The sequence below is a fragment of the Acidovorax sp. genome (assembly GCF_046294525.1).
GTDB lineage: Bacteria > Pseudomonadota > Gammaproteobacteria > Burkholderiales > Burkholderiaceae_C > Acidovorax.
The window spans coordinates 239872-260657 of record NZ_JBKBKQ010000003.1 but is presented as its reverse complement, the minus strand read 5'-3'; the positions used below and the strand labels follow the sequence as shown (position 1 = coordinate 260657).

Annotated in this window: 20 protein-coding genes; 8 read left to right on the top strand and 12 right to left on the bottom strand. The window is 67.2% G+C overall.

The annotated features are described in order from the left end of the window. Positions 1–2 precede the first annotated feature (2 nt). From ACK4HJ_RS05655 to ACK4HJ_RS05635, 5 genes are all read right to left on the bottom strand, one after another. Positions 3–1283, bottom strand: coding sequence for a TRAP transporter large permease subunit (locus ACK4HJ_RS05655; protein ID WP_409828534.1), 1281 nt, complete (start codon positions 1281–1283; stop codon positions 3–5). Next, entirely contained in the window at positions 1280–1789 is a 510-nt protein-coding gene (locus ACK4HJ_RS05650; protein WP_409828531.1) for a TRAP transporter small permease, read from the bottom strand. Before ACK4HJ_RS05650 ends, ACK4HJ_RS05655 begins: the two co-directional genes overlap by 4 nt. Beyond that, positions 1786–3270, bottom strand: coding sequence for an FAD-binding oxidoreductase (locus ACK4HJ_RS05645; protein ID WP_409828528.1), 1485 nt, complete (start codon positions 3268–3270; stop codon positions 1786–1788). Before ACK4HJ_RS05645 ends, ACK4HJ_RS05650 begins: the two co-directional genes overlap by 4 nt. An 83-nt stretch (positions 3271–3353) precedes the next feature. Continuing rightward, the gene (locus ACK4HJ_RS05640; RefSeq protein WP_409828525.1) at positions 3354–4415 is read right to left on the bottom strand and encodes a TRAP transporter substrate-binding protein; all 1062 of its coding nucleotides are present in this window, start codon (positions 4413–4415) and stop codon (positions 3354–3356) included. Beyond that, positions 4412–5323 carry a fumarylacetoacetate hydrolase family protein gene (locus tag ACK4HJ_RS05635; RefSeq protein WP_409828522.1) on the bottom strand — a complete coding sequence of 304 codons (912 nt, stop codon included), beginning with the start codon at positions 5321–5323 and terminating at the stop codon, positions 4412–4414. Before ACK4HJ_RS05635 ends, ACK4HJ_RS05640 begins: the two co-directional genes overlap by 4 nt. Before the next feature lie 118 nt (positions 5324–5441). Between ACK4HJ_RS05635 and ACK4HJ_RS05630 the strand changes: the two genes are divergently transcribed. Further along, the gene (locus tag ACK4HJ_RS05630) at positions 5442–6134 is read left to right on the top strand and encodes a GntR family transcriptional regulator (RefSeq protein WP_409828519.1); all 693 of its coding nucleotides are present in this window, start codon (positions 5442–5444) and stop codon (positions 6132–6134) included. A gap of 151 nt (positions 6135–6285) precedes the next feature. Continuing rightward, complete coding sequence (locus ACK4HJ_RS05625) at positions 6286–7614, top strand: patatin-like phospholipase family protein (RefSeq protein ID WP_409828516.1); 1329 nt, start codon at positions 6286–6288, stop codon at positions 7612–7614. A 28-nt stretch (positions 7615–7642) separates the two neighbouring features. Here the strand turns inward: ACK4HJ_RS05625 and ACK4HJ_RS05620 are convergent, their stop codons facing one another. The 3 genes from ACK4HJ_RS05620 to ACK4HJ_RS05610 all read right to left on the bottom strand — a co-directional run bounded on the left by ACK4HJ_RS05620 (position 7643) and on the right by ACK4HJ_RS05610 (position 9637). Continuing rightward, positions 7643–8149 (bottom strand): flavodoxin family protein, encoded by a 507-nt coding sequence (locus ACK4HJ_RS05620; protein WP_409828513.1) that lies wholly within the window; start codon positions 8147–8149, stop codon positions 7643–7645. A 108-nt stretch (positions 8150–8257) separates the two neighbouring features. Beyond that, positions 8258–9031, bottom strand: coding sequence for a hypothetical protein (locus ACK4HJ_RS05615; RefSeq protein WP_409828510.1), 774 nt, complete (start codon positions 9029–9031; stop codon positions 8258–8260). Between the two features lie 114 nt (positions 9032–9145). Continuing rightward, positions 9146–9637 carry an EVE domain-containing protein gene (locus ACK4HJ_RS05610; RefSeq protein ID WP_409828507.1) on the bottom strand — a complete coding sequence of 164 codons (492 nt, stop codon included), beginning with the start codon at positions 9635–9637 and terminating at the stop codon, positions 9146–9148. A gap of 147 nt (positions 9638–9784) precedes the next feature. Here ACK4HJ_RS05610 and ACK4HJ_RS05605 point away from each other — a divergent pair, with 147 nt between their 5' ends. Then, positions 9785–11611 (top strand): DUF3592 domain-containing protein, encoded by a 1827-nt coding sequence (locus ACK4HJ_RS05605; RefSeq protein WP_409828505.1) that lies wholly within the window; start codon positions 9785–9787, stop codon positions 11609–11611. 23 nt (positions 11612–11634) lie between these two features. On the opposite strand, the gene alkB is transcribed toward ACK4HJ_RS05605, so the two are convergent. From alkB to ada, 3 genes are read right to left on the bottom strand one after another with little or no spacing between them, the layout of a single operon-like run. After that, entirely contained in the window at positions 11635–12288 is a 654-nt protein-coding gene (alkB, locus tag ACK4HJ_RS05600) for a DNA oxidative demethylase AlkB (RefSeq protein ID WP_409828502.1), read from the bottom strand. Between the two features lie 13 nt (positions 12289–12301). Further along, positions 12302–13057 carry a 2OG-Fe(II) oxygenase gene (locus ACK4HJ_RS05595; protein ID WP_409828500.1) on the bottom strand — a complete coding sequence of 252 codons (756 nt, stop codon included), beginning with the start codon at positions 13055–13057 and terminating at the stop codon, positions 12302–12304. Continuing rightward, positions 13054–14187, bottom strand: a complete 1134-nt coding sequence (ada, locus tag ACK4HJ_RS05590; protein WP_409828689.1) for a bifunctional DNA-binding transcriptional regulator/O6-methylguanine-DNA methyltransferase Ada — start codon at positions 14185–14187, stop codon at positions 13054–13056. The genes ACK4HJ_RS05595 and ada overlap by 4 nt, the downstream gene beginning before the upstream one ends. 366 nt (positions 14188–14553) lie before the next feature. On the opposite strand from ada, the gene ACK4HJ_RS05585 reads away from it, so the two are divergent. The 5 genes from ACK4HJ_RS05585 (at position 14554) to fur (ending at position 18037) form a co-directional block, all read left to right on the top strand. Continuing rightward, the gene (locus ACK4HJ_RS05585) at positions 14554–15027 is read left to right on the top strand and encodes a hypothetical protein (protein WP_409828497.1); all 474 of its coding nucleotides are present in this window, start codon (positions 14554–14556) and stop codon (positions 15025–15027) included. 74 nt (positions 15028–15101) lie between these two features. Continuing rightward, on the top strand, positions 15102–15593 hold the full coding sequence (locus tag ACK4HJ_RS05580) for a DUF3592 domain-containing protein (RefSeq protein WP_409828494.1): 492 nt from the start codon (positions 15102–15104) through the stop codon (positions 15591–15593). An 89-nt stretch (positions 15594–15682) separates the two neighbouring features. After that, positions 15683–16303, top strand: a complete 621-nt coding sequence (locus tag ACK4HJ_RS05575; RefSeq protein ID WP_409828491.1) for a DUF3592 domain-containing protein — start codon at positions 15683–15685, stop codon at positions 16301–16303. 286 nt (positions 16304–16589) lie between these two features. Further along, positions 16590–17540, top strand: a complete 951-nt coding sequence (locus tag ACK4HJ_RS05570) for a GTP-binding protein (protein ID WP_409828490.1) — start codon at positions 16590–16592, stop codon at positions 17538–17540. Between the two features lie 20 nt (positions 17541–17560). Then, positions 17561–18037, top strand: a complete 477-nt coding sequence (fur, locus tag ACK4HJ_RS05565) for a ferric iron uptake transcriptional regulator (RefSeq protein WP_409828487.1) — start codon at positions 17561–17563, stop codon at positions 18035–18037. A 69-nt stretch (positions 18038–18106) separates the two neighbouring features. Here fur and ACK4HJ_RS05560 read toward each other — a convergent pair whose 3' ends face one another. Continuing rightward, positions 18107–20764, bottom strand: a complete 2658-nt coding sequence (locus tag ACK4HJ_RS05560; protein WP_409828485.1) for a DEAD/DEAH box helicase — start codon at positions 20762–20764, stop codon at positions 18107–18109. Between the last annotated feature and the right edge of the window lie 22 nt (positions 20765–20786).

Genomic DNA, 20786 nt, shown 5'->3' with positions numbered 1-20786 from the left:
GCTCAGCGTGTAAAAAAGTTCAGCGGCGCCAGCACCAGTTGCGGGAACAGAATCAACAGCAGCAGCACGGCCATCTGCGCCAGCAGGTAGGGCATGACGGCGCGGATCACGGTCTCCAGCCGCTCGCGCGCCACCCCGCACACGACATTGAGCACCGTGCCCACCGGCGGCGTGATGAGGCCGATGGCGTTGTTCATGATGAACAGCACGCCAAAGTACACCGGGTCGATGCCGGCCATGCGCACCACGGGCATCAGCACCGGCACCAGGATGAGGATGGTCGGCGCAAAGTCCAGCGCCGTGCCCACCACAAACACGATGGCCATGATGGCCGCCATCAGCAGCACCGGGTGCGCGGCCAGCGGCTGCAGCAGGTCGGCCACAACCATGGGGATGTTGGCCGCTGCAATCAACCACGCCGACACCTGCGCCGCTGCCACCAGGAACATCACCACGGCCGAGGTCTTGGCCGCCGCGAGCAGCAACCCGTACAGCTGGGCCACGCGCAGCTCTCTGTACACCACAAAGCCGATGAACAGCGCATAGAACACGGCGACAACAGCGGCTTCGGTGGGCGTGAAGTAGCCCGCCTTCAGCCCGCCCACGATGAGCAGCGGCAGCAGCAGCGCCCAGAACCCCGCCGCCGTGGCCGACAGGCGTGCGCGCAGGGGCATCTTTTCGCCGCGGGGCATGTTGTCGCGCCGGGCCTGCACCACCCAGGTCAGCACCAGCGCCAGCGCCATGAGCAGGCCCGGCACGATGCCGGCGATGAACAGCTTGGTGATGGAGATGTTGCCCACCACGCCCAGCATCACAAATCCGATGGACGGCGGAATGATGGGCGCGATGATGCCGCCCGAGGCGATCAACCCCGAGGCGCGGGGTATGTGGTAGCCCGCCTTGCGCATCATGGGGATGAGCAGCGCCGCCACGGCGGCCGTGTCGGCAATGGCCGAGCCCGACAGCGAGGCCATGATCACGCAGGCAAAGATGGCCACATAGCCCAGGCCCCCGCGGAAGTGCCCCACCCAGGCACCCGCCACGTCCACGATGCGGCGCGAGATGCCGCCCGCGTTCATCAGCTCGCCCGCCAGCACAAAAAACGGGATGGCCATGAGCGGAAAGCTGTCCGCGCCGGACAGCATGTTCTGCGCCAGGATCTGCGCGTCGAAGATGCCCAGGTAGGCCATCATGGCCATGCTGCAGGCCAGCAGCGCAAATGCAATGGGCACGCCCAGCGCCATGGCCGCGAGCAGCGCCGCCACGAAGATGGCAACGATCATGCGGCGCTCTCTTCCTGCGTGCCCGCCAGCGATGCTGCCGTGGCCCGGCCGGTGAGCAGCCGCACGATGTTGGCTGCCGCCATCACTCCGATGGACGCCGCGCACAGGTAGGCTACCGAATACACGACACCCAGCGAGATGCCGGTGATGAGGCCGATGTTGGCCATGTTCAGCGCATGCTGGCGCACCATGCCCCACAGGAACACCGCGCAGCAGGCCAGCACCAGCCCTTGTGCGGTCAGCACGGCACCCCACAGCGCCCGGCCCGACAGGCGACGCACCAGCATGTCCATGCCCAGGTGTCCGCCTTCGCGCATGGCAACGATGGCGCCCAAGAAGGTGAGCCAGATGAAGAGAAAGCGCGACAGCTCTTCCGAGATGTTGATGCCCGAGTCGAACACATGGCGCAGGACCACGTTGCCGAACACCATGACGCACATGGCTGCCAGGCAGACCACCAGGGTGGCCTCCAGCGCCTTGAAATACCAGCGGATGAGTCGGTTCATGCGGCTTGCGGTTCCGTGTCGGGACGAGCGAGGTGGTCGGGATGGGCGGGGTAGTCTTGTGGCGCGGCGTGCGCAGTGCTGGGCGCGGTGAACGGAAAGATCTTGCCGGGGTTCAGCAGGTTGTGCGGGTCCATGGCCTGCTTGATCTGGCGCATCACCGCGACGGCGGGGGCGCCCAGTTCGTCCAGCAGAAAGCCTTGCTTGTGCAGACCCACGCCATGTTCGCCCGTGCAGGTTCCGTCCATGGCCAGGGCGCGCTGCACCAGGCGCGCGTTCAACGCCTCGGCTTGCTCCACCTCGGCGGGCTGTGCCGCGTCCACCAGCATCTGCACATGGAAGTTGCCATCCCCCACGTGGCCCACGATGGGCGCCAGGATGCCGGACTGCTGCAGGTCCTGCGCGGTGGCTGTCACGCAGTCCGCCAGGCGGGAGATGGGCACGCAGACATCGGTCACCACCGATCGGCACCCCGGCCGCAACTGCAGCGCTGCAAAGTACACGTTGTGCCGCGCCTCCCACAGCCGCGTGCGCTCCTCCGGCGTGGCCGACCACTGGAACTGCGCGCCACCGCCGTCTTGCGCCAGGGCCTGCACCACGGCCACCTGCTCGCGCACGCCCGGCTCGCTGCCGTGGAACTCAAAGAACAGGTGGGGTTGCTCTGGCAGCCCGGTCTTGCTGTACAGGTTGAGTGCGCGGATGGCAACGGTATCTACAAACTCGCAACGGGCAATGGGCACGCCGAGTTGAATGGTCTGGGCCACCACCTCGACAGCCGAATGGATGTCTGGAAACGCGCACACCGCCGCCATCACGCTTTCGGGCAGTGGGTACAGGCGCACGGTGGCCTCCACGATCACGCCCAGCGTGCCCTCGGAGCCCACGAACATGCGCGTCAAGTCATAGCCTGCGGCCGACTTGCGCGCGCGCCGTGCGGTGGTGATGAGTTCGCCATCGGCAGTCACCACGGTCAGGTTCACCACGTTGTCGCGCATGGTGCCGTAGCGCACGGCGTTGGTGCCGCTGGCGCGGGTGGCGCACATGCCGCCGATGGTCGCGTCCGCACCGGGGTCGATCGGGAAGAACAGGCCCTGGTCCCGCAACGCGGCGTTGAGAGCCTTGCGCGTGACGCCGGGCTGCACGGTGGCGCACTGGTCGTCGGCATGGATGGCAATGATTCGGTCCATCTGCTGCAGATTCAGCGTCAGGCCGCCGCTGGCGGCCAGGGTGTGGCCCTCTAGCGACGAGCCCGCGCCGTAGGGCACCAGCGGCACGCGGTGCTGATGGCACAGCCGCACGATGGCAACCACCTCGTCCCTGGTGCGCGCATAGGCCACGGCGTCGGGCGGCAGCGCTTCAAAGATGGACTCGTCACGCCCGTGGTGCGCGCACACCGAGGGGCTGGTGGACACGCGCTCGCCCAGCAGCTGGCCCAGCGCGTGCAGAAAGTCAGGGGGGAGGGGCGAACGGGACGTCATGCTCATGCCAACGGGGTCAAGAGGAAGGCTCCGCCGCGCAGAGGCTGCGCGTGCGGGGCGGTGGGGGAAAGGCGGCCAGCAGGTTTGGCCTACTTGGCGCTGGTGGCCGCGCGCGCCTTGGCGATCTCGGTGCGTACCAGTGTCATGAACTCCGGGCCGATCTTTTCAAGGTGCGGTGCAATCGCAGGCGGCACGCGGTCGCGGATGGCCTGCAGGTCGGCCTCGGAGAACTGCGTGACCTGCACGCCCTTGTCTTTCATGCCCTGCAGGGCAGAGCCCGCCTCGGCAGCGGTGGACTTGCGCTGAAACTCCGTGGCCTTGCGGGCTGCGGTGCTCATCATTTTTTGCTCGTCCGGCGTGAGGCTGTCCCAGAACTTCTTGGACACCGCAAAGATGAGCGGCGAATACACATGGCCCGAGAGCGTCATGTACTTCTGCACCTCATAAAACCGCTGGGTGTACATCAGCACCACGGGGTTTTCCTGCCCGTCGAACGCCTTGGTTTCCAGCGCCACGAACAGTTCGGACCACGGCAGCGGCGACGCGTTGGCGCCAATGGCCTTGAAGGCGTCGAGCGTGAGCGGGTTGGGCTGGGTGCGCAGCTTCAGGCCCTTCAGGTCGTCGATCTTGTTGATCGGGCGGCGCGAGTTGGTGATGTGCCGAAACCCGTTCTCCCACCAGCCCAGCACATGGATGCCCACGCCGTTGAGTTTGGTATTGAGGTACTGGCCCACCGGGCCGTCGAACACCGCGTGGGCCTCGGCCTCGGTGTTGAAGAGGAAGGGCACGTCCTGAAAGCCCAGCTCCTTCACCTGACCCAGCAGGGCCAGCGCGCTGCCGGTGTAGAACTCCTGCACGCCGCCCTGCAGTGCGCCCAGCATTTGCGGGTCGGGGCCCAGCGCCTGGTTGGCGATGACGGCAATCTTCATCTTGCCGCCCGTGGCCTGCTCCATGTCCGCCGCAAACTGCTTGGCTGCCTGGCCTGCGGGGTGGCTGTCCGCAAGGCCATGCCCAAAGCGGGCGGTGCGCGCCTTCACATCCTGCGCCTGGGCGCTTGCAGCCAGCAAGGTGGCGGCGCCCACCACGCTGGCGCACAGCCAGCGGTGCCAGGTGTTCAGTCGAAAAGCCTTTGTCGTCGTCGTGGTCGTCATGGCGTTGTCTCCTCAAGGGCAGGGGTTGGGGTGGCGGGGGTGGTGGTGTCGATGCTGAGCACCCGGTTGCGCAGCAGGCCGACTCGCTCGATCTCCACTTCGCAGATGTCACCGGGTTTCATGTACAGGCGCGGTTCGCGGGCATGGCCTATGCCGGCTGGGGTGCCGGCCACAATCACATCGCCGGGCTCTAGCGTCAGGGCCTCGCTGATGGTCACGATGAGTGATTCGATGTCGAACACCATGTCGCTGGTGTTTGCAGACTGCACGGTCTGTCCGTTCAGCCGGGTCTCCAGCAGCAGGCCGCGGGCGCCGGGCGGCAGCTCGTCGGCCGTGACCAGGCAGGGGCCGAAGGCGCCCGTGCCGTCAAAGTTCTTGCCCATGGTCCATTGGGGCGTCTTGAACTGGTATTCGCGCACGCTGCCATCGTTGAACACCGAATACCCCAACACATGCGACAAGGCGTTGGCATGGCTGATGCGGTAGCCGCCCTTGCCGATCACCATGGCCAGTTCACCCTCAAAGTCCAGCGTGTCCGACAGCTCCGAGTGCAGCAGTGGCGCGTTGTGTGCCGTCACGCTGGTGTTGAAGCGCGCAAACAAGGTGGGGTAGGCCGGCTGCACAAAGCCGCTTTCGGCTGTGTGATCGCGGTAGTTCAGCCCCACGCAGAGGATCTTGCCGGGCCGGGCCACGGGCGGCAGAAACTGCACGGTGGACAGGTCCACTGCAGGCTGGCGGGCCATGGCCAGCGCGGCGCCGTCCAGCGCGGCACGGCCTTGGCGGATGAGCGCATCCACATCGCCCGGGTAGCCCTGGGCGGTGTGGGTGGTTCCATGCCACGCGCCCGCAGCGGCGTTCCATACGGCCCAGCCGGCCTGGCCCTGCTTTTCAAAACGAAGCAACTTCATGCGGTCTCCCAAAGAGAAAGTGGTCAGTGCCGGGCCCGCTGCTCGGCGATTGATAGATATTTCATCAAATAATCTATTATTCGTGTCTTGGTAGATTCCCGCATACAATTCGACCGCCATGCTGACCACCCTCACCAAGCGCACCCAGGCGGAAACCGCCTGCGACCTCATCCGCACCGAAATCCTGGACGGCCGCCTGCCCCCGGGCGCCAAGCTCAACATCAAGGCACTGGAGGAGCGCTTAGACCTGAGCCTGGGTGCAGTGCGCGAGGCGCTGTCGCGCTTGGCGGCGGAGGGTATGGTGGTGGCTGAATCGCACCGGGGCTACCACGTCACCCCCGTCAGCAAAGACGAACTGCTGGACCTGACCCGCGCGCGGGTCGAGATGGAATGCCTGTGCCTCGGCCAGGCCATGCAGCACGGGGATGTGGAGTGGGAGACGCGCATCGTGGCCGCGGCGCACCGCATGGAGCGCCTGCAATCCTTGGCGCCCGATGTGGAGGCCAGGTCCACCGCGCCCTGGAACGAGGCGCATGGCGAGTTCCACGAGGCCCTGGTGAGTGCCTGCCCCAACCAGTGGCTGCTGCGCATGCGCCACATGCTGTACGAGCAGAGCGAACGCTACCGCCGCCTGTCCGTGCCCTTGAGCAGCGACGAGCGCGACGTGCGCCACGAGCACCGCCAGATCATGGAGGCCGCGCTGCGCCGGGATTCCGCAGAGGCCTTCCAGGCGATCGAGCGGCACCTGCTGGCCACCGCACAGATCATCCTGCGGTCGCCCCTGTTGCAGCCGGGCGGGCAGGTGCAGTAGCGCCTCCTTTGAAGGGTGCTTCTGCGCCTGGCTCAAGCGCGTTGGGCTTGGTCATTGAGCACTTCTTCATTTGCCTGGGCACGGCAGGTGCGGCAGGATGCGCTTGGACATCCGCCGCCCATCCTGCCCAACCCGACACGAGGAGCCCGCCATGCCCTTGAGTGCAGCCCAGTTCCACGCCGCAGCCGCACCCACCGTCGCGCAGATGCGCGCCGAGGGGCTGGACCAGAAACCCTACAGCGACGCGCTGGACGCCGCAGGCCGCCAGTACGTGGATCTGGTCATGGAGGGCGGGGGCGTGCTGGGCATCGCCCTGGTGGGCTACATCTACCTGCTGGAGCAGGCGGGCCTGCGGTTTTCAGCCTTGGGGGGCGCGTCGGCCGGGTCCATCACGGCGCTGGTGCTGGCGGCGCTGGGCGAGCCCGCCGACGCCAAAAGCGATCGGCTGGTGGAGATCGTGGCCAACGTCCCCATGGCGAGTTTCATGGACGGCAAGGACGACGATGACGAGGACGCCCGCGATTTCATCCAGACCATGCTCAAGCGGCCCGGCCTGGCCAAGGGGCTGTGGAAGGGCATGCAGGTGCTGGACAACCTGGACGAGATGCAGGGCCTGAACCGGGGAGATCGCTTTCATGCCTGGCTGACCGAGACGCTGGCGCAGTGCGGCATCCACAACACCCGGTCCCTGCGGCAGCGCATGGCTGCTACACCGCTGGGCTGGCACTTGCGCGCCAGCAGCCAGCACCGCGCCATGCAGTTGCTGGGCGCGCCAGATCTACCGCCGCTGGATGCCGCGAAGGACTACCTGTGCATCGTCACCGCCGACATCGCCACCGAGACCAAGGTGGAGTTTCCGCGCATGGCTGCGCTGTACTGGGCCGACCCGGGCGCCGTGAACCCGGCGGACTATGCGCGTTGCTCCATGTCCATCCCGGTGTTCTTCCAGCCCTATCGCGTGCCCATCAAACTGCGCGATGCCGACCACCGCAGGCTGTGGTGTCAGTTGGCAGGCATGGACGATCGCGACATGGACCCCGGCCGTGAGCCGCCGTTCCCGCCGCCCGAGGCCTGCTTCATCGATGGCGGCGTGCTGTCCAACTTTCCCATCGACGCGTTTCACAACACCTTGAAGGTGCCCACGCGGCCCACGCTGGGCGTGAAGCTGCAGTGGGACGACCGCAGCCACACCATCACCAAGCTGACCAAGCTGGTCACGCAGACATTCAACTCGTCGCGCCACTGCCTGGACTATGAGTTTCTGCGCAAGAACCCTGACTTCAAGCAGCTGGTGGCCTACATCGACACGGCCGACCACGACTGGCTGGACTTTGAGATGAGCGATGCGGGCAAACTGGACCTGTTTCGCCGCGGAGCCGAAGCGGCGCGTGCGTTTCTGGCCGGGTTTGACTGGGAGGGCTACAAGAAGACCCGCGAGCACCTGGTGGGGGCGTATGCCCAGGCCTGGGGTGGGCGGTAGCTCCGCCTGCGCACGGCGCGCAGCTGCGTCAATAAATACCCATGGCCAGCCCCGTGGCCAGCGCGGCGCCCAGCTCGCGGCAGCGCTGCAGGTCGGCGTCGGCAATGTGCTTGGGGGCCAGGATAGCCTTGGGCGTCTGGGCGTGGGTGCAGACGATCAGCGGGTCGGCCACGGCGCGCAGGCGCCAGCCGGTGGCAATGCGTGCCAGCTGCCGGGCGGCGTTGCTTCCGTCGCTGCCGGCGCACACCAGCGCGGCGTAGGGCCGGCCGTTCACCCGGTCCAGCACCGGGTAGTAGCTGCGGTCAAAAAAGTCCTTCATCAAGCCACTGATGGCCGCCAGGTTCTCGGGCGTGGCAAACACATAGCCATCGGCCGCCAGCACGTCGGCCGGGTGGGCATCCGCGGCGTGCAGCAGGCGTACCGGCATGCCCGGTTCCGCGTCCTGTGCGCCTTGTTGGGCGGCTTCCGCCATCTGGCGCGTGCCGCCCGTCATAGAGTGGTAGACGATGAGCAGTGTCTTGGCGGGGGCGGGCATGGGCAGGGTACTGTTGAACGTTGGAAATAGTCAATTTTGATAGCTGTCAGCGCTTATCCAGCAAGCGCTAGGGCCAAAAACAGTCAAAAAACTGGCCTCGCCGCTTTGTCATGGCGCTCCGCCGGGAGGTGCATCGTCCGCAGCGCGGTGGGCACCGGCGCCCAGGGCCATGGCGCCCATGCCGCCGCCGCCCGCTGCACCGCCGCCTGCGCCTCCACCCCGGCCGCCAGCGCCGCCGCCTGCACGTTCTGGCGCGCCGCCGCGCCTGCCGGCCGCGCTGGCTCCGGGGCGCAGCGGCCCTTGGTGCGGGATGGCGAGGCTGTCGGGAATGGGCTCCAGGTCCAGCGCCGCACGGATGAAGTGCCGCAGCGACACCACCAGCGGCGCCATCGCCACGCGGCGGCCGGCCACCATGTCCTGCGCGGCTTGTGCGGCCAGCCGCACCTGCTCTTCGGTGCCCAGCAAGATTACGTCGGAGAGCGCGGCCTCCACGGCGTCGCGCGTGCGGCGCTGGCGCTCGGTGCTGGTGGGCAGGAGGGTGGCGGCGTGGGTCTCTCCTGCCGGGCCGTCTGCGTCCGAGGCTTCAGGGGCCAGCGCAGGTTCAAGCGCAGGCGTGTGGGTCTCCGGGGCCGTCCGGCGGAGATCGCGCAGGTGGGTGGGGCTCACGCTCAGCTCCCCGGTGAACGAGCCTCCCAGCGTTTTGTATGCCGCAATCAGTGTCTTGAGCCGTTCGTTGATCTGGCGGTTCTCGCGCTCGCGGCGGCGCTGCAGGGTCTGCATGAACACCAGCCGGATGCCCACCATCACCAGCGTCGCCAGCAGCAGCCCGAACAGGGTGGACATCAAGGCGGGCCAGGAACTGAAGTCAAGCAGGGAGCGCATGAAGCGGGCAGAGCGCGGAGGGCGCGAGGGGTGGTGAGAGAAAGGCCATGGTAGGCCCGGCGTTCGCCCGCGTCAGTAGGCGCAGGCCGCATGCATGCGCACAGGCCCACCTTCTCAGCCCAGCAGCGCCACGATGCGGTTCCAGTGCTCGGCTTCCACGGGCGTGATGGACAGGCGGCTGCCTTTTTGCAGCACACGCAGGTCAGCCAGTTCGGGCCGCGCGCGCAGTTCGGCCAGGGGCAGCAGCCGTGTCTTGCGCAGGGCCTGCACGTCCAGCAGCAGCCAGCGCGGCGCGTCGGGCGGGGACTTGGGGTCGTGGTAGGGCGATGCGGGGTCGAACTGCGTGGGATCAGGCCGGGTGGTGCTGGCCACGCGCGCCAGGCCGGCAATGCCGGGCTCGGGACAGCTGGAGTGGTAGAACAGCACGCCGTCGCCCACATGCATCTCGTCGCGCATGAAGTTGCGGGCCTGGTAGTTGCGCACACCTGTCCACGCCACGGTGGATTCAGGGGCGGCCAAGGCGTCGTCGATGGAGCATTCGTCGGGCTCGGACTTCATGAGCCAGTAGCGGGCGGGGCGTGGGGCGGGGGCTGAGGTGGCAGGCATGGCCGCCATTCTGGCAAAGGTGTGGCGGTGCGCATCCAGGCTGCCTGCAGGCTGGATGCTTCTACGGCAGGCCGCAAAATCAGCGCCGCCCGGATTCCGGAACAAACAACAGCACCCCTGCCACGGGGGCTCACAGAGGGAGGGTGTATGGCCAACCAGGCACGTCGTCGCCACCAGCGCGCTGCACCGCACCAGGCGGGGTCCGACAGCAACGGTAAGAGCAACACAAAGAGCGGCGCTTGGTTCCTCATGCTGTTCGCACTGCCGTTTGCGGCCGTGGGCATTGGCATGCTGTTGCTGGGCGTGCTGCCCACGCTGTATGACTGGGCGCGCATGCAGTCCTGGCAAGCCGTTCCGGCGCGGGTGGTGTCGGCGCAGCTGAACACGCACCGGGGCAGCAAGTCGGGCAGCACCCACAGCGTGTCCGCCCACTATCGATACGAGGTGGGCGGCGTGGCGTATGACGGCCACCGGCCTGCCATCAACACTTCTGCCGACAACATTGGCAGTTTTCATTCCGACCTGGCCGCGCGCCTGCAAAGCGCGCAGCGCAGCGGCACCCCGGTGACGGTGTGGGTGAACCCTGCGCATCCGCAAGAGTCGGTGGCCGACCGCAGCCTGCGCGCAGGCATGCTGGCCTTTCGCATGATTTTTGTGGTGCTGTTTGGCGGCGTGGGCATGGGCCTGATGGCCTGGGGCTGGCACATGCGGCGTGCGCCGGCCGAAAAAGCCGTGCGCCTGCAGGCTGTGGGCGCGGACGTGCCGTGGATGGCCAACAAGGCGTGGGCGGACAACCGCATCCGATCTGGCAAGCGGTGGGAGGTGTGGTTTGCCTGGGGCTTTGCGGTGGTGTGGGGCTGCATCGCCTACCCTGCGGCCCTCTCGGCGCTGCCGCGCGCCTGGCGCAACGAAAACTACCTGGTCGTTGGCGTCTTGTGCCTGCTGGTGGCCGTGGGGGCAGGCCTGCTGGTATGGGCTGTGCGCGCCACGCTGGATGCGCGCCGCCATGGCGACGTGCGCCTGGTCATGGACCCGTTCCCGGGCTCCATCGGTGGGCATGTGGGCGCCACGGTGGACCTGCCGTCGGTGCCCTACCACCCCGGCCTGCAGTTCGCGGTCACCCTGCGCTGCGCCTACCACTACCCAACCCGGTCAGCAGGCAGCAGCACCAGCAACGACACCCACTCCCGCGAGCACGTGGTGTGGCAGGCCGAAGGCGCAGCGCAGGTGCAGCCCCAAGGGCAGGGCAGCCGCATATCGTTTCGCCTCAACGTACCCGCGGGTCTTCCGCAGTCTGAAGACCCTGCGGGCGACAGCGAGCACCGCTGGACCGTGCTGCTGGACAGCACCGACCCGGCGCTGAAGTTGTCGCGACAGTTTGAGGTGCCGGTGTATGCCACACGCGCCGAATCCACCAAGCTGACGCAAGACGCCGCCAGCCACCCGCAGGTGCAGGCCCGGCAAGATGCCGATCTGGATGCCGTGAGCGACATCGAAGTGGTACCGGGCGGAGTGCGCCTGTACCAGCCCTATGGCCGCATGTGGCGGCAGAACACGCTGTGGCTGGTGATGGGCGGAGGCTTCTTTGGTACGGGCATGGCGGCAGGGGCCATGGGGGCGCCGGTGCTGTTTCCGGTGGCGTTCGGAGGCGTGGGTGGCGCCATGCTGCTGTGGGGGGTTTTTGCGCTGTGCAACAGCCTGCGCGTGCAACTGGACCGCCAAGGCTTGCACGCCGAGCGCCGGCTGCTGGGCCTGATGCTGACCTGGCAGCGCGTGCCTGCAGCCGATATTGCGCGCCTTTCGATCAAGGAAAGCTACAGCACACAAAGCGGCAGCCAGCACACCACCTTCTACCGTCTGCAGGTGAACCTGCGCAATGGCAGCCGCATGACCATCGCCGACAGCCTGCGCGGCCGCCCCGTGGCGGAGCAGATGCTGGCGCGGGTCGTCAAGGCCACGGGCTACCCACGGTAGTGGCGGAGGGCAGAGCGGCCCGCTCAACCTGCCTTGCGAAACGTCAGGTTGATGCGGTGCGCGCCCGTCAGCGGATGCTCGGCCTCCGGTAGCGGCAGCACCCCATGAAAGCGCAGCCGCGCCGGTCCGCCCCACACCACCACATCGCCATGCAGCAGCGGCACGCGCCGCGCCTTGTCGGCGCGCTGTGCGCCGCCCCACAGAAACATGGCCGGAATGCCCAGCGACACCGACACGATGGGGTGGGCATAGTTGCCCTCGTCGCGGTCCTGGTGCAGCGACAGGCGCGTGCCGGGCGCGTAGCGGTTGATGAGGCAGGCGTGCGGCGCAAAGCCCGCGAAACCCGCAGCCTCGGCCGCATCGCGCGCGAGTTGTTTGAAAAGCGCCGGCATACCGGGCCAGCGCTCGCCTGTTTCAGGGTCCAGCGGGCCATAGCGGTAGCCGCTGCGGTCACTGATCCAGCCCAGCGGCCCGCAGTTCGTCATGGCCACCGACATGCGCTTGCCGCCTGGCGTGATGAGGTGGCGGAAGGGTGACTGCGCCGTGATGGCATCGACGGCTTGCAGCAGGCCTGCCGCGTGTGTCAGCGCAAATCCGCGCAGCACCACGGCGCCGGGCTCCAGCCATTCGGGCGGTTGGGGTGGGCCGGGCTGATCGTCGAAAAGGCCAAGGGTCATGTGAGAGAAGGGGTTAGACAGCGTCGTGGAAGATGATGCCCACCGTGTGCCGCTGCCCACTGCGCACGCGGCTCACGCCATGGCGCATCTGCACCCGGTAGTGTCCCCGCGTGCCCTGCACGGGGCGGTGGTGCACGGCAAACACCACGGCGTCGCCGCACAAAAGCGGCACCACCTCGGCCCGCGACTGCATGCGCGGGCGCTGCTCGGTCAGCACGAATTCGCCGCCCGTGAAGTCCTGCCCCGGCGCCGACAGCAGGATGGCCACCTGCAGCGGAAACACGTGCTCGCCATACAGGTCCTGGTGCAGGCAGTTGTAGTCGCCAGCGCCGTATTGCAGCAGCAGCGGGGTGGGGCGCACCTGGCCTGCGGCATGGCAGCGGGCAATGAAGTCGGCATGCTGCGTGGGGTAGCGCACAGCTATGCCCATGGCGGTGTTCCACTGGTTGGCGATGGGCGCCAGGTGCGGGTACAGGGCCTCGCGCAGCCCGGCCACCATATCGGGCAGCGGGTAGCTGAAGTACCGGTATTCGCCCTGGCCGAATCCGTGGCGCTGCATCACCACACGGCTGCGGAAGGTGCTCTCATCCGCGTTGCTGTACAAGCGGGCCAGCGCGGCGCATTCGGTGGCGCTGAGCAGTTGCGGCAATACCGCGTTGCCCTGCTGGTGCAGTGCCTCGGTGGTTGTTGGCCAGTCGATGGCAGCCGCACGCTGCGCCCAGTCGTCGTGCTGCAGACCGGGTTGGTGAGGCAGCGGGACAGCGCTCATACCACTTTCTCCGCCAGCGGCTGTGCAGGCTCTGGCGCGGCTTCGCGTGCCAGCAACGTGCGTTTGCGTTCCACGCCCCAGCGGTAGCCTGACAACGCACCATCACTTTTCACCACCCGGTGGCAGGGGATGGCCACCGCCAGCGCATTGGCTGCGCAGGCCTGCGCCACGGCGCGCACGGCGGTGGGCGCGCCAATTCGCTGGGCCACCTCGGCATAGCTGGCCGTCTGCCCGGCGGGAATGGCCTGAAGCGCCTGCCATACGCGCTGCTGAAACGCTGTGCCGCGCACATCCAGTGGCAGGTTCAGCCCCAGGCCAGGTGCCTCCACAAATGCCACCACCTGCGTCACCAAGGCTTCAAACGCGGCGTCGCCGCCGATCAGGTGGGCCTGCGCAAAACGGTCCTGCAGGTCGCGCACCAGGGTGTCGGCATCGTCGCCCAGCAAGATGGCGCAGATGCCCCGTTCGCTTTGCGCCACCAGAATGGCGCCCAGCGAACACTGGCCGACGGCAAAGCGGATGTCTTGCGCCGCGCCCCCAGCGCGGTAGCGGCTGGGCTTCATGCCCAGCACCTGATCGGATTGTTCGTAAAAGCGGCTGCTGGACTGGTAGCCCGCGCTGTAGATCGCGTCCGTCACCGAGGCCGTGCGTGCGTTGTCGAGAGCACTGCGCAGGCGCTGCGCACGCTGGGCGGCGGCATACGCCTTGGGCGTGAGGCCTGTAGCCTGCTTGAAAATGCGGTGCAGGTGCGACGGGCTCAGGCCCATCTGAGCGGCCAGCGCATCCAGCGTGAGCACCTCACCGGCGGCAGCGCCCTCGATGATGCGGCAGGCCTCGGTGACCAGCGCGGCGTGGTGCGACAGCGCCGTGGGCTGCCGGGGTTTGCAGCGCTGGCAGGGACGAAACCCGGCAGCTTCCGCCTCTGCGCAGCTGGCATGAAACCGCACGTTCTCCGGCCGGGGTGTACGCGCCGCACAACTGGGGCGGCAGTACACGCCGGTGGTCTGCACCGAATACCAAAAGCGCCCATCAGCCGCTGCGCTGCGCGCCACCACGGCGGCCCAACGCGGGTCGGCCTGTGTGGTGGCTGCCTGTGCGGCTTTGGCCGAAAGGGTAGCGCGGTAGGGCATGGCAATGACGGAGTTGAATGGGCAGGCGGGGGTGTGGGCGCTGCGGTGGAGGACGTTCAAGTTCATGGTGCTTGGCTCACAAGATGGATTGCGATGCCATGCACTCTAGGGACACGGTGCGCACGGCACACTCCGAAGCTTGCTTTTGAATTCTGCGCCAGGCGTACGCGTTGTGTGGTTTGCAGAGATCGCTCTCTTTTTTATAGCTTCTGGCGCTTGCTGGATAAGCGCTAGAGGCCAAAAACACTAAAATTTTTGATTCGTCAAGTGCATTGGCTGGCTGGTATGGCTTGTCTTTTAGACTGCTCGCGGTCTGCCGCCAACGGCCCAACCCCCAAAAATAATCCATCGTCCGGGAGGAGACCCATGTTATTCATCCACCCCCCACGCACGCCAGGGGTTCGCAAGGCCTTGATGCTGACCCTGTTCACAGCCGTCATTGGTCTGGGGTCCACTGCCTGGGCCGCTGACCCGCAGGTGGCGCACCCACTGGTGGGCCGCTGGAAGGTCGCCAGCATCAACGGCGCGCCGCCGCCCAAGTTCCTGGCCGGTCAGGTGTTGGTGATTCAGGCCGATGCGCAGGTCGTGAACCTTGACCTGAGCGCATCCGGTGCGGTCCCACTGTCTGAGAGCTCGGTGCAAAAGGCCCTGAAGGATGCACTGATGCGTGGCACCTGGCGTGCCGCCAAAGGCCAGTTGTACGTGTCCAACAGCCCGCGCCGCGACACTGGCAGCGCCTACACCATCACTCAGCAGGGCAAACTGCTGAGCCTGGACCCGGACCCGTATTTCTCCAACGCGGACGTGCCCTCCAAAGCCACTTACGAGCGCTTGCGGTGAGGGGCCCTGCATCTTCCTGCCAGCGCGCAGCGGCCAAGCGCGAAAAACCACCGGGAGGCCTTTGGGTTCTCGCCTTGTTCGCCGTGCCGTTTGCTGCGGCAGGTATTGGCATCTTTGTGTTCATGGTGGTGTCGCCGTTGTACGACTGGGCGCGCATGCAAACCTGGCAGCCGGTCGCCGCGCAGGTGGAATCGGCCACGCTGCAAAGCCACCATGGCAGCAAGGGCGGCACCACGCACAGCGTATCGGTGCGCTACCGCTACGCGCTGGGCGGCGCGACCTACACCGGGCAGCGCGCAGCCATTCACGAACGGGCCGACAACATCGGCAGCTTTCAAGAGCAGTTGGGTCGGCGGTTGAAGCGCGCGCAGCAAACCGGCGAGCCTGTGCAGGTGTGGGTCAACGCCCGGAACCCGTCAGAGTCAATTGTCGACCGCAGCCTGCGGCCCGGTCTGCTGGGTCTGGCGCTGGGTATTGGGGGGCTTACGGGCGGATTTGGGTTATGGGTGCTGGCCGCGGTGGTGCGCAAGCTGTGGGGCGCATTTCAGGCCTCATCTGCCCTCTGAGCGATTGCCATGAAGCACAAGGTGTCACAACGTGCGAAGGAACGGCAGAAAATGCCCGGTGGGCACGGTGCCGCTGGGGGCGGGTCGTAATGGGCAAAGCCAGCGCGCGCAAAAGGCTGCGCCGAAACAACGCCCCTTCTTCAATCGGATCGAAGGGCGCATTCGGCACCAGCATCTGGTCACAAGCCGCGTTGGTGCTGGTGGCCCTGATGCTGCTGGCGACAAGCCTGGGCCTGCTTGTCTTCAGTGTGGGCCCTACGGTGTACGACTGGTCGCGCATGCGCCAATGGCAGCCCGTGCCCGCACAGGTGGAGTCTGTGCGACTGCACGTCGGGCGAATGGCCCGTGGTGCCCCGCACTACGTGGCCGTGGTGCGTTATCGCTACCAGGCAGGTGGGGCGCAACACACCGGCACGCGCGCCGCCGTGGACAACGCGGGTGACAGCTGGCGCGAATTTCACCAGCAACTGGCGGACCGTCTGCACAACGCGCAGCGCACAGGTGCGCCGGTGCAGGTGTGGGTCAACCCAACGCATCCGGCGGAATCGGTGGTGGACCGGACCCTGCGGGTTGGGCCTCTGGTTTTGAACCTGGTGATTGCGGGCTTTGCAGGCGGCGCTGGCCTGCTCGTCCTGGCGATGGTGCGTACGCTCAGGAGCGAACGACGTGGGCGCAACAAGCGGCAAGCTGCTGCAAAGAGCGCTACTTAATTTATAGCTTTCAGCGCTTTATCAGTAAGCGCCGGAGCCCAGAATCAACAAAATTTCCGGCGCGATATGCGGTGGCAAACGTGCCCTCCAACGAAGCATCTTTCGCCAGCCCACCGCGAGTCCATTGGTTGGCTGAGGCGTGCGGCTCGCCACCTTCCCGCCGCCGCATTGGCGGTTTCTACGCCGTGCTACGGGTGTGGGAAGAGGGCAGTAAAGTAGCTGGCACAAATGCAATCAAGTTGCGTTATCCTTGCGTAATGTAATACTGTTGCATACGGCGCAGACTGTGCCTGCACTCATCCACACGCCACGCCCCGTGGGCAGGTTCGACCAACTGGTGATCGAATCCACCGGCATCTCCGAACCGTTGCCCGTGGCCGAAACCTTCACCTTCACGGGCGAAGACGGCAAGAGTCTGTCGAGCATTGCGCGGCTGGACACCATGGTCACCGTGGTCGATGCCTACAACTTCCTCAAGGACTACAGCTCGCGCGACAGCCTGCAGTCGCGTGGCGAGTCGCTTGGCGAAGAAGACCAGCGCACGGTGGTGGACCTGCTGATTGAGCAGATCGAGTTTTGTGACGTGATCGTGCTCAACAAGGTGGACTTGATCGACGCAGCGCAGCGCGAACAGCTCATGGCCATTTTGCGCAGCCTGAACCCGCGCGCCCGCATCGAGGTGTCTGAGTTCGGCAAGGTGGCGCTGGCCTCAGTGCTGGACACCAAGCTGTTTGACTTTGAAGAAGCGTCCAAGGCGCCGGGCTGGCTGGCTGAGCTGCGCGGCGAACACACGCCGGAGACCGAGGCCTACGGCATCCACAGCTTTGTCTACCGCGCCCGCGTTCCGTTTCACCCGCGACGATTTTTTGACTGGGTTGAGAGTGAATGGCCTGGCGTGGTGCGGTCCAAGGGGTTCTTCTGGCTGGCCAGCCGTCCGGCGTACGCGGGCTCGTGGTCGCAGGCAGGCGCTGTGGCGCGGCATGGTGCTGCGGGCTTCTGGTGGGGCGCAGTGCCCCGCGATCGCTGGCCCCGCGATGCCGAGTCCTTGGCGGCCATCGAGAAGAACTGGGCCGATGGTGTGGGCGATGCCCGGCAGGAGCTGGTGCTGATCGGTATCGGCATGGACGAATCCAAACTGCGGCAGCGCCTGGACGCCTGCCTGCTGACCGACGCGGAAATGGCCCAGGGCCCGCATGCGTGGACTCGGTATGACGACCCCTTTCCCGCGTGGTCGTGAATACTTTCCAAGGACGATTCATGGGCTTTCACCCGAACCTCGGCGTCCGCGCTGACCCGCTCAAGCAGGCCGGGCTCAAGGCCACGCTGCCGCGCATGAGGATCCTTGACATCTTTCTGGCGGCACAGGCGTCCCCCGATGGGCTGCGACACTTCACGGCCGAAGACGTGTACCGGCGCATGCTGCACGACCGCACAGACGTGGGCCAGGCCACCGTGTACCGCGTGCTGGCCCAGCTGGAGCAGGCGGGGCTTTTGCGGCGAAGCAGCTTTCAGGCGGACCGCGCGGTGTATGAGCTCGACGACGGCTTGCACCACGACCACCTGGTGTGCCTGGATTGCGGCAAGGTGGAGGCATTCCACGACGCATCCATCGAATCGCGCCAGGCCGAGATTGCGCGCGCCAAAGGCTTTCGGCTGCAGGAGCATGCGTTGTCGCTCTACGGCACCTGCACGCGTACCAACTGCCCCTCGCGCCCGCAGCGCGCAAAGGCTTGAATGGCTTGTATTGCTATATGAGTGATAGCTAATAGCGCTTGATAGATAAGCGCTAGGCACCAAAAACACTCAAACTTCTGGCGGCTGAAGTGCCCGGGGCCGGCGTCGGCCGGTGCTGCCCCAGCGCTTGGCGTCCTCTGCGGGGATGGCCAGCGGGTTGTTCGCAGGTTCGGCCAGCGGGGCCAGCAGGGCGTGCAGGTCGGCTTCGCTGAACTTGACGGCGCCTTCCGCGTCGTGGCCCAGCACGCCGCTCGCCAGTGCCGCCTTGCGCGCCTGCAGCTCCAGCATGCGTTCTTCGATGCTGCCTTCCACCACCAGCTTGTAGACGAACACGGGCTGGTCCTGGCCGATGCGATGGGCGCGGGCGGTGGCCTGTTCTTCGACGGCGGGGTTCCACCAGGGGTCGAGGTGGATCACGGTGTCGGCGGCCGTGAGGTTCAGGCCCACGCCGCCGGCTTTCAGGCTCACCAGCAGGATGGGGGCGCTGTCGTCGCCTTGGTTCTGGAAGCGTTTCACCACCGCGCCCCGCTCGCGCGGCGGCGTCTGGCCGGTGAGGGTGAGGTAGGGCAGGCTCAGGCTGTCGAGCTGCTCGGCCGCCAGCGCCAGCATCTCGGTGAACTGCGAGAACACCAGCACGCGGCGGCCTTCGTCCACCAGCGGGGGCAGCAGGTCGGCCAGCAGTTCGAGCTTGGCGCGCTCCATGGTCTGCGCCGTTTTCGTCGTGCCTTTGACGAGGCGCGGGTCGCAGCAGACCTGGCGCAGTTTCAGCAGCGCATCCAGGATGGCAATCTGTGCGCCCTCGAATCCCTGGCGCTCCAGCGCGCGGCGCACCTGCTTGTCGGCCGCCGTACGCACGGCCTCGTACAGCTCGCGCTGCTTGCCTTGCAGCTGCACGCGCAGGATGGTTTCGGTGCGCGGGGGCAACTCGGTGGCCACGTCCTGCTTGCGGCGGCGCAGGATGAAGGGGCGCACGCGCTGGGCCAACAGCTGGGCGCGCAGGGTTTCGCCGTGTTCCTCGATGGGCTTGCGCCAGCGGGCGTTGAAGCTGCGCACGTCGCCCAGAAAGCCGGGCATCAGAAAGTCGGACTGCGCCCACAGTTCGCCCAGGTGGTTCTCCAGCGGCGTGCCGGTCAGGCACAGCAGGTGCGGGGCCTGCAGGCGGCGCAGGGCGCGGGCGCTGCGGCTTCCTGCGTTCTTCACCATCTGCGCCTCGTCCAGGATCAGCAGGTGAAAGGGCTGCGCGGCCAGCGCGTCCACGTCGCGCCACAGCAAGGGGTAGGTGGTCAGCACCAGGTCGTGCTGGCCGATCTGCAGGTAGCGCTGGGCGCGGCCAGGGCCGTGCAGCGCCAGCACGCGCAGGCCGGGGGCCATGCGCGCGGCCTCGGCCTGCCAGTTGAAGAGCAGCGAGGTGGGCAGCACGACGAGGGCAGGGCGCGTGAGACGGCCGGCTTCCTTCTCCAGCAGCACATGGGCCAGCGCCTGGGCCGTCTTGCCCAGGCCCATGTCGTCGGCCAGGATGCCGCCCAAGCCCTGTTCGCGCAGGTACTGCAGCCAGGCCAGGCCCTCCAGCTGGTAGGGGCGCAGCTGCACTTGCAGGCCCACAGGCGCACTGACCGGCCGGGGTGTGCCGATGCGGCGCAGGCGCTTGGCCAGCTGTGCCAGGCCCGCATCGCCCTGCAGCTGCCAGTCGTTGTTCCAGCCGTTGACGGTGCCCACGCGGTGGGCTTGCACCAGGCCGGCGCGCAGGGCCTCGATGCGGCGCGCCTCCCAGACGCCAAGGCGCAGCGGGTCGCCGTCCTGGCGTTGGTTGCCTGCATTGCGAAGAGGGTCGGTCAGCAGGTCCACCATCGCGCCCACGATGGCCTTGAGCGGCCCAGCCGGCGCCTCGATGCGTTTGCCGCCGGGTGCGCGCAGCTTGATGATCGCCAGGTCGTCAATGGCCGCCATCTGCCGCGCGTTCACCCAGCGCGGGTCGCGGCGCAGCAGGTCGGCCAGCAGCGGGGCCAGGTCCAGGGTTTCGCCGTCAATCTCGATGCCCAGGGTCAGCAACCAGGCGCCTTCGCGCTCGGGCAGCATGAGCTTTTGCACAGGGCGCTCGCGCGCAGCCAGCGGGCCGTCCACCTCCTTGCCCAGCAGCTCGCCCGTGTCGGGGGCGATGTGCAGCTTCCAGCGCAGCACGGGCACGCTTTCGTGCGCGAAGCCGGGGTGCACCACCACGCTCCAGCCCTCGGCGCGCAATTGCGGCACCACGTCGGCCCAGAAGTCGCCAAACTGCGCCTCCTGCGCCAGCGTCCACACGGGGCCCAGGCTGCTGGCGGCGGCGCGGTGGCGCCACTGGAGCTTGCTGGCATCCACAGGGATCAGGCCAAGGTCCCACACGCGGTCCAGCACATCGGCCTCGGCCGCCAGATTGCGCTGCATGCGCACCACGGGGCCGCCGGTGTCGAACAGCTCCTGCACATTCGCGGGGCGCGCGCCCAGGATGGAGGTGGGCGCGCTCTCGTGCCAGGTGGCGCCGCCATCGGTACGGTAGGTGAAGTCGATCTGCGCCAGCGTCACGCTGTCGCCGCGCGGGCCCAGCCGGCCGTGGGGCCCCATGCCCAGCAGGCCCTGGCCGCGGCCCAGGGTCATGAGGGTGATGCGGGGGCGGAAGTGGCCCACTTCCACGCCGGGCGGCGGCTGCGGCACACGGGCGGATGGTGGGGAGGCGGGGCCGCAGTCTGGCATACAGGCCGCCGATTGTGCCGTG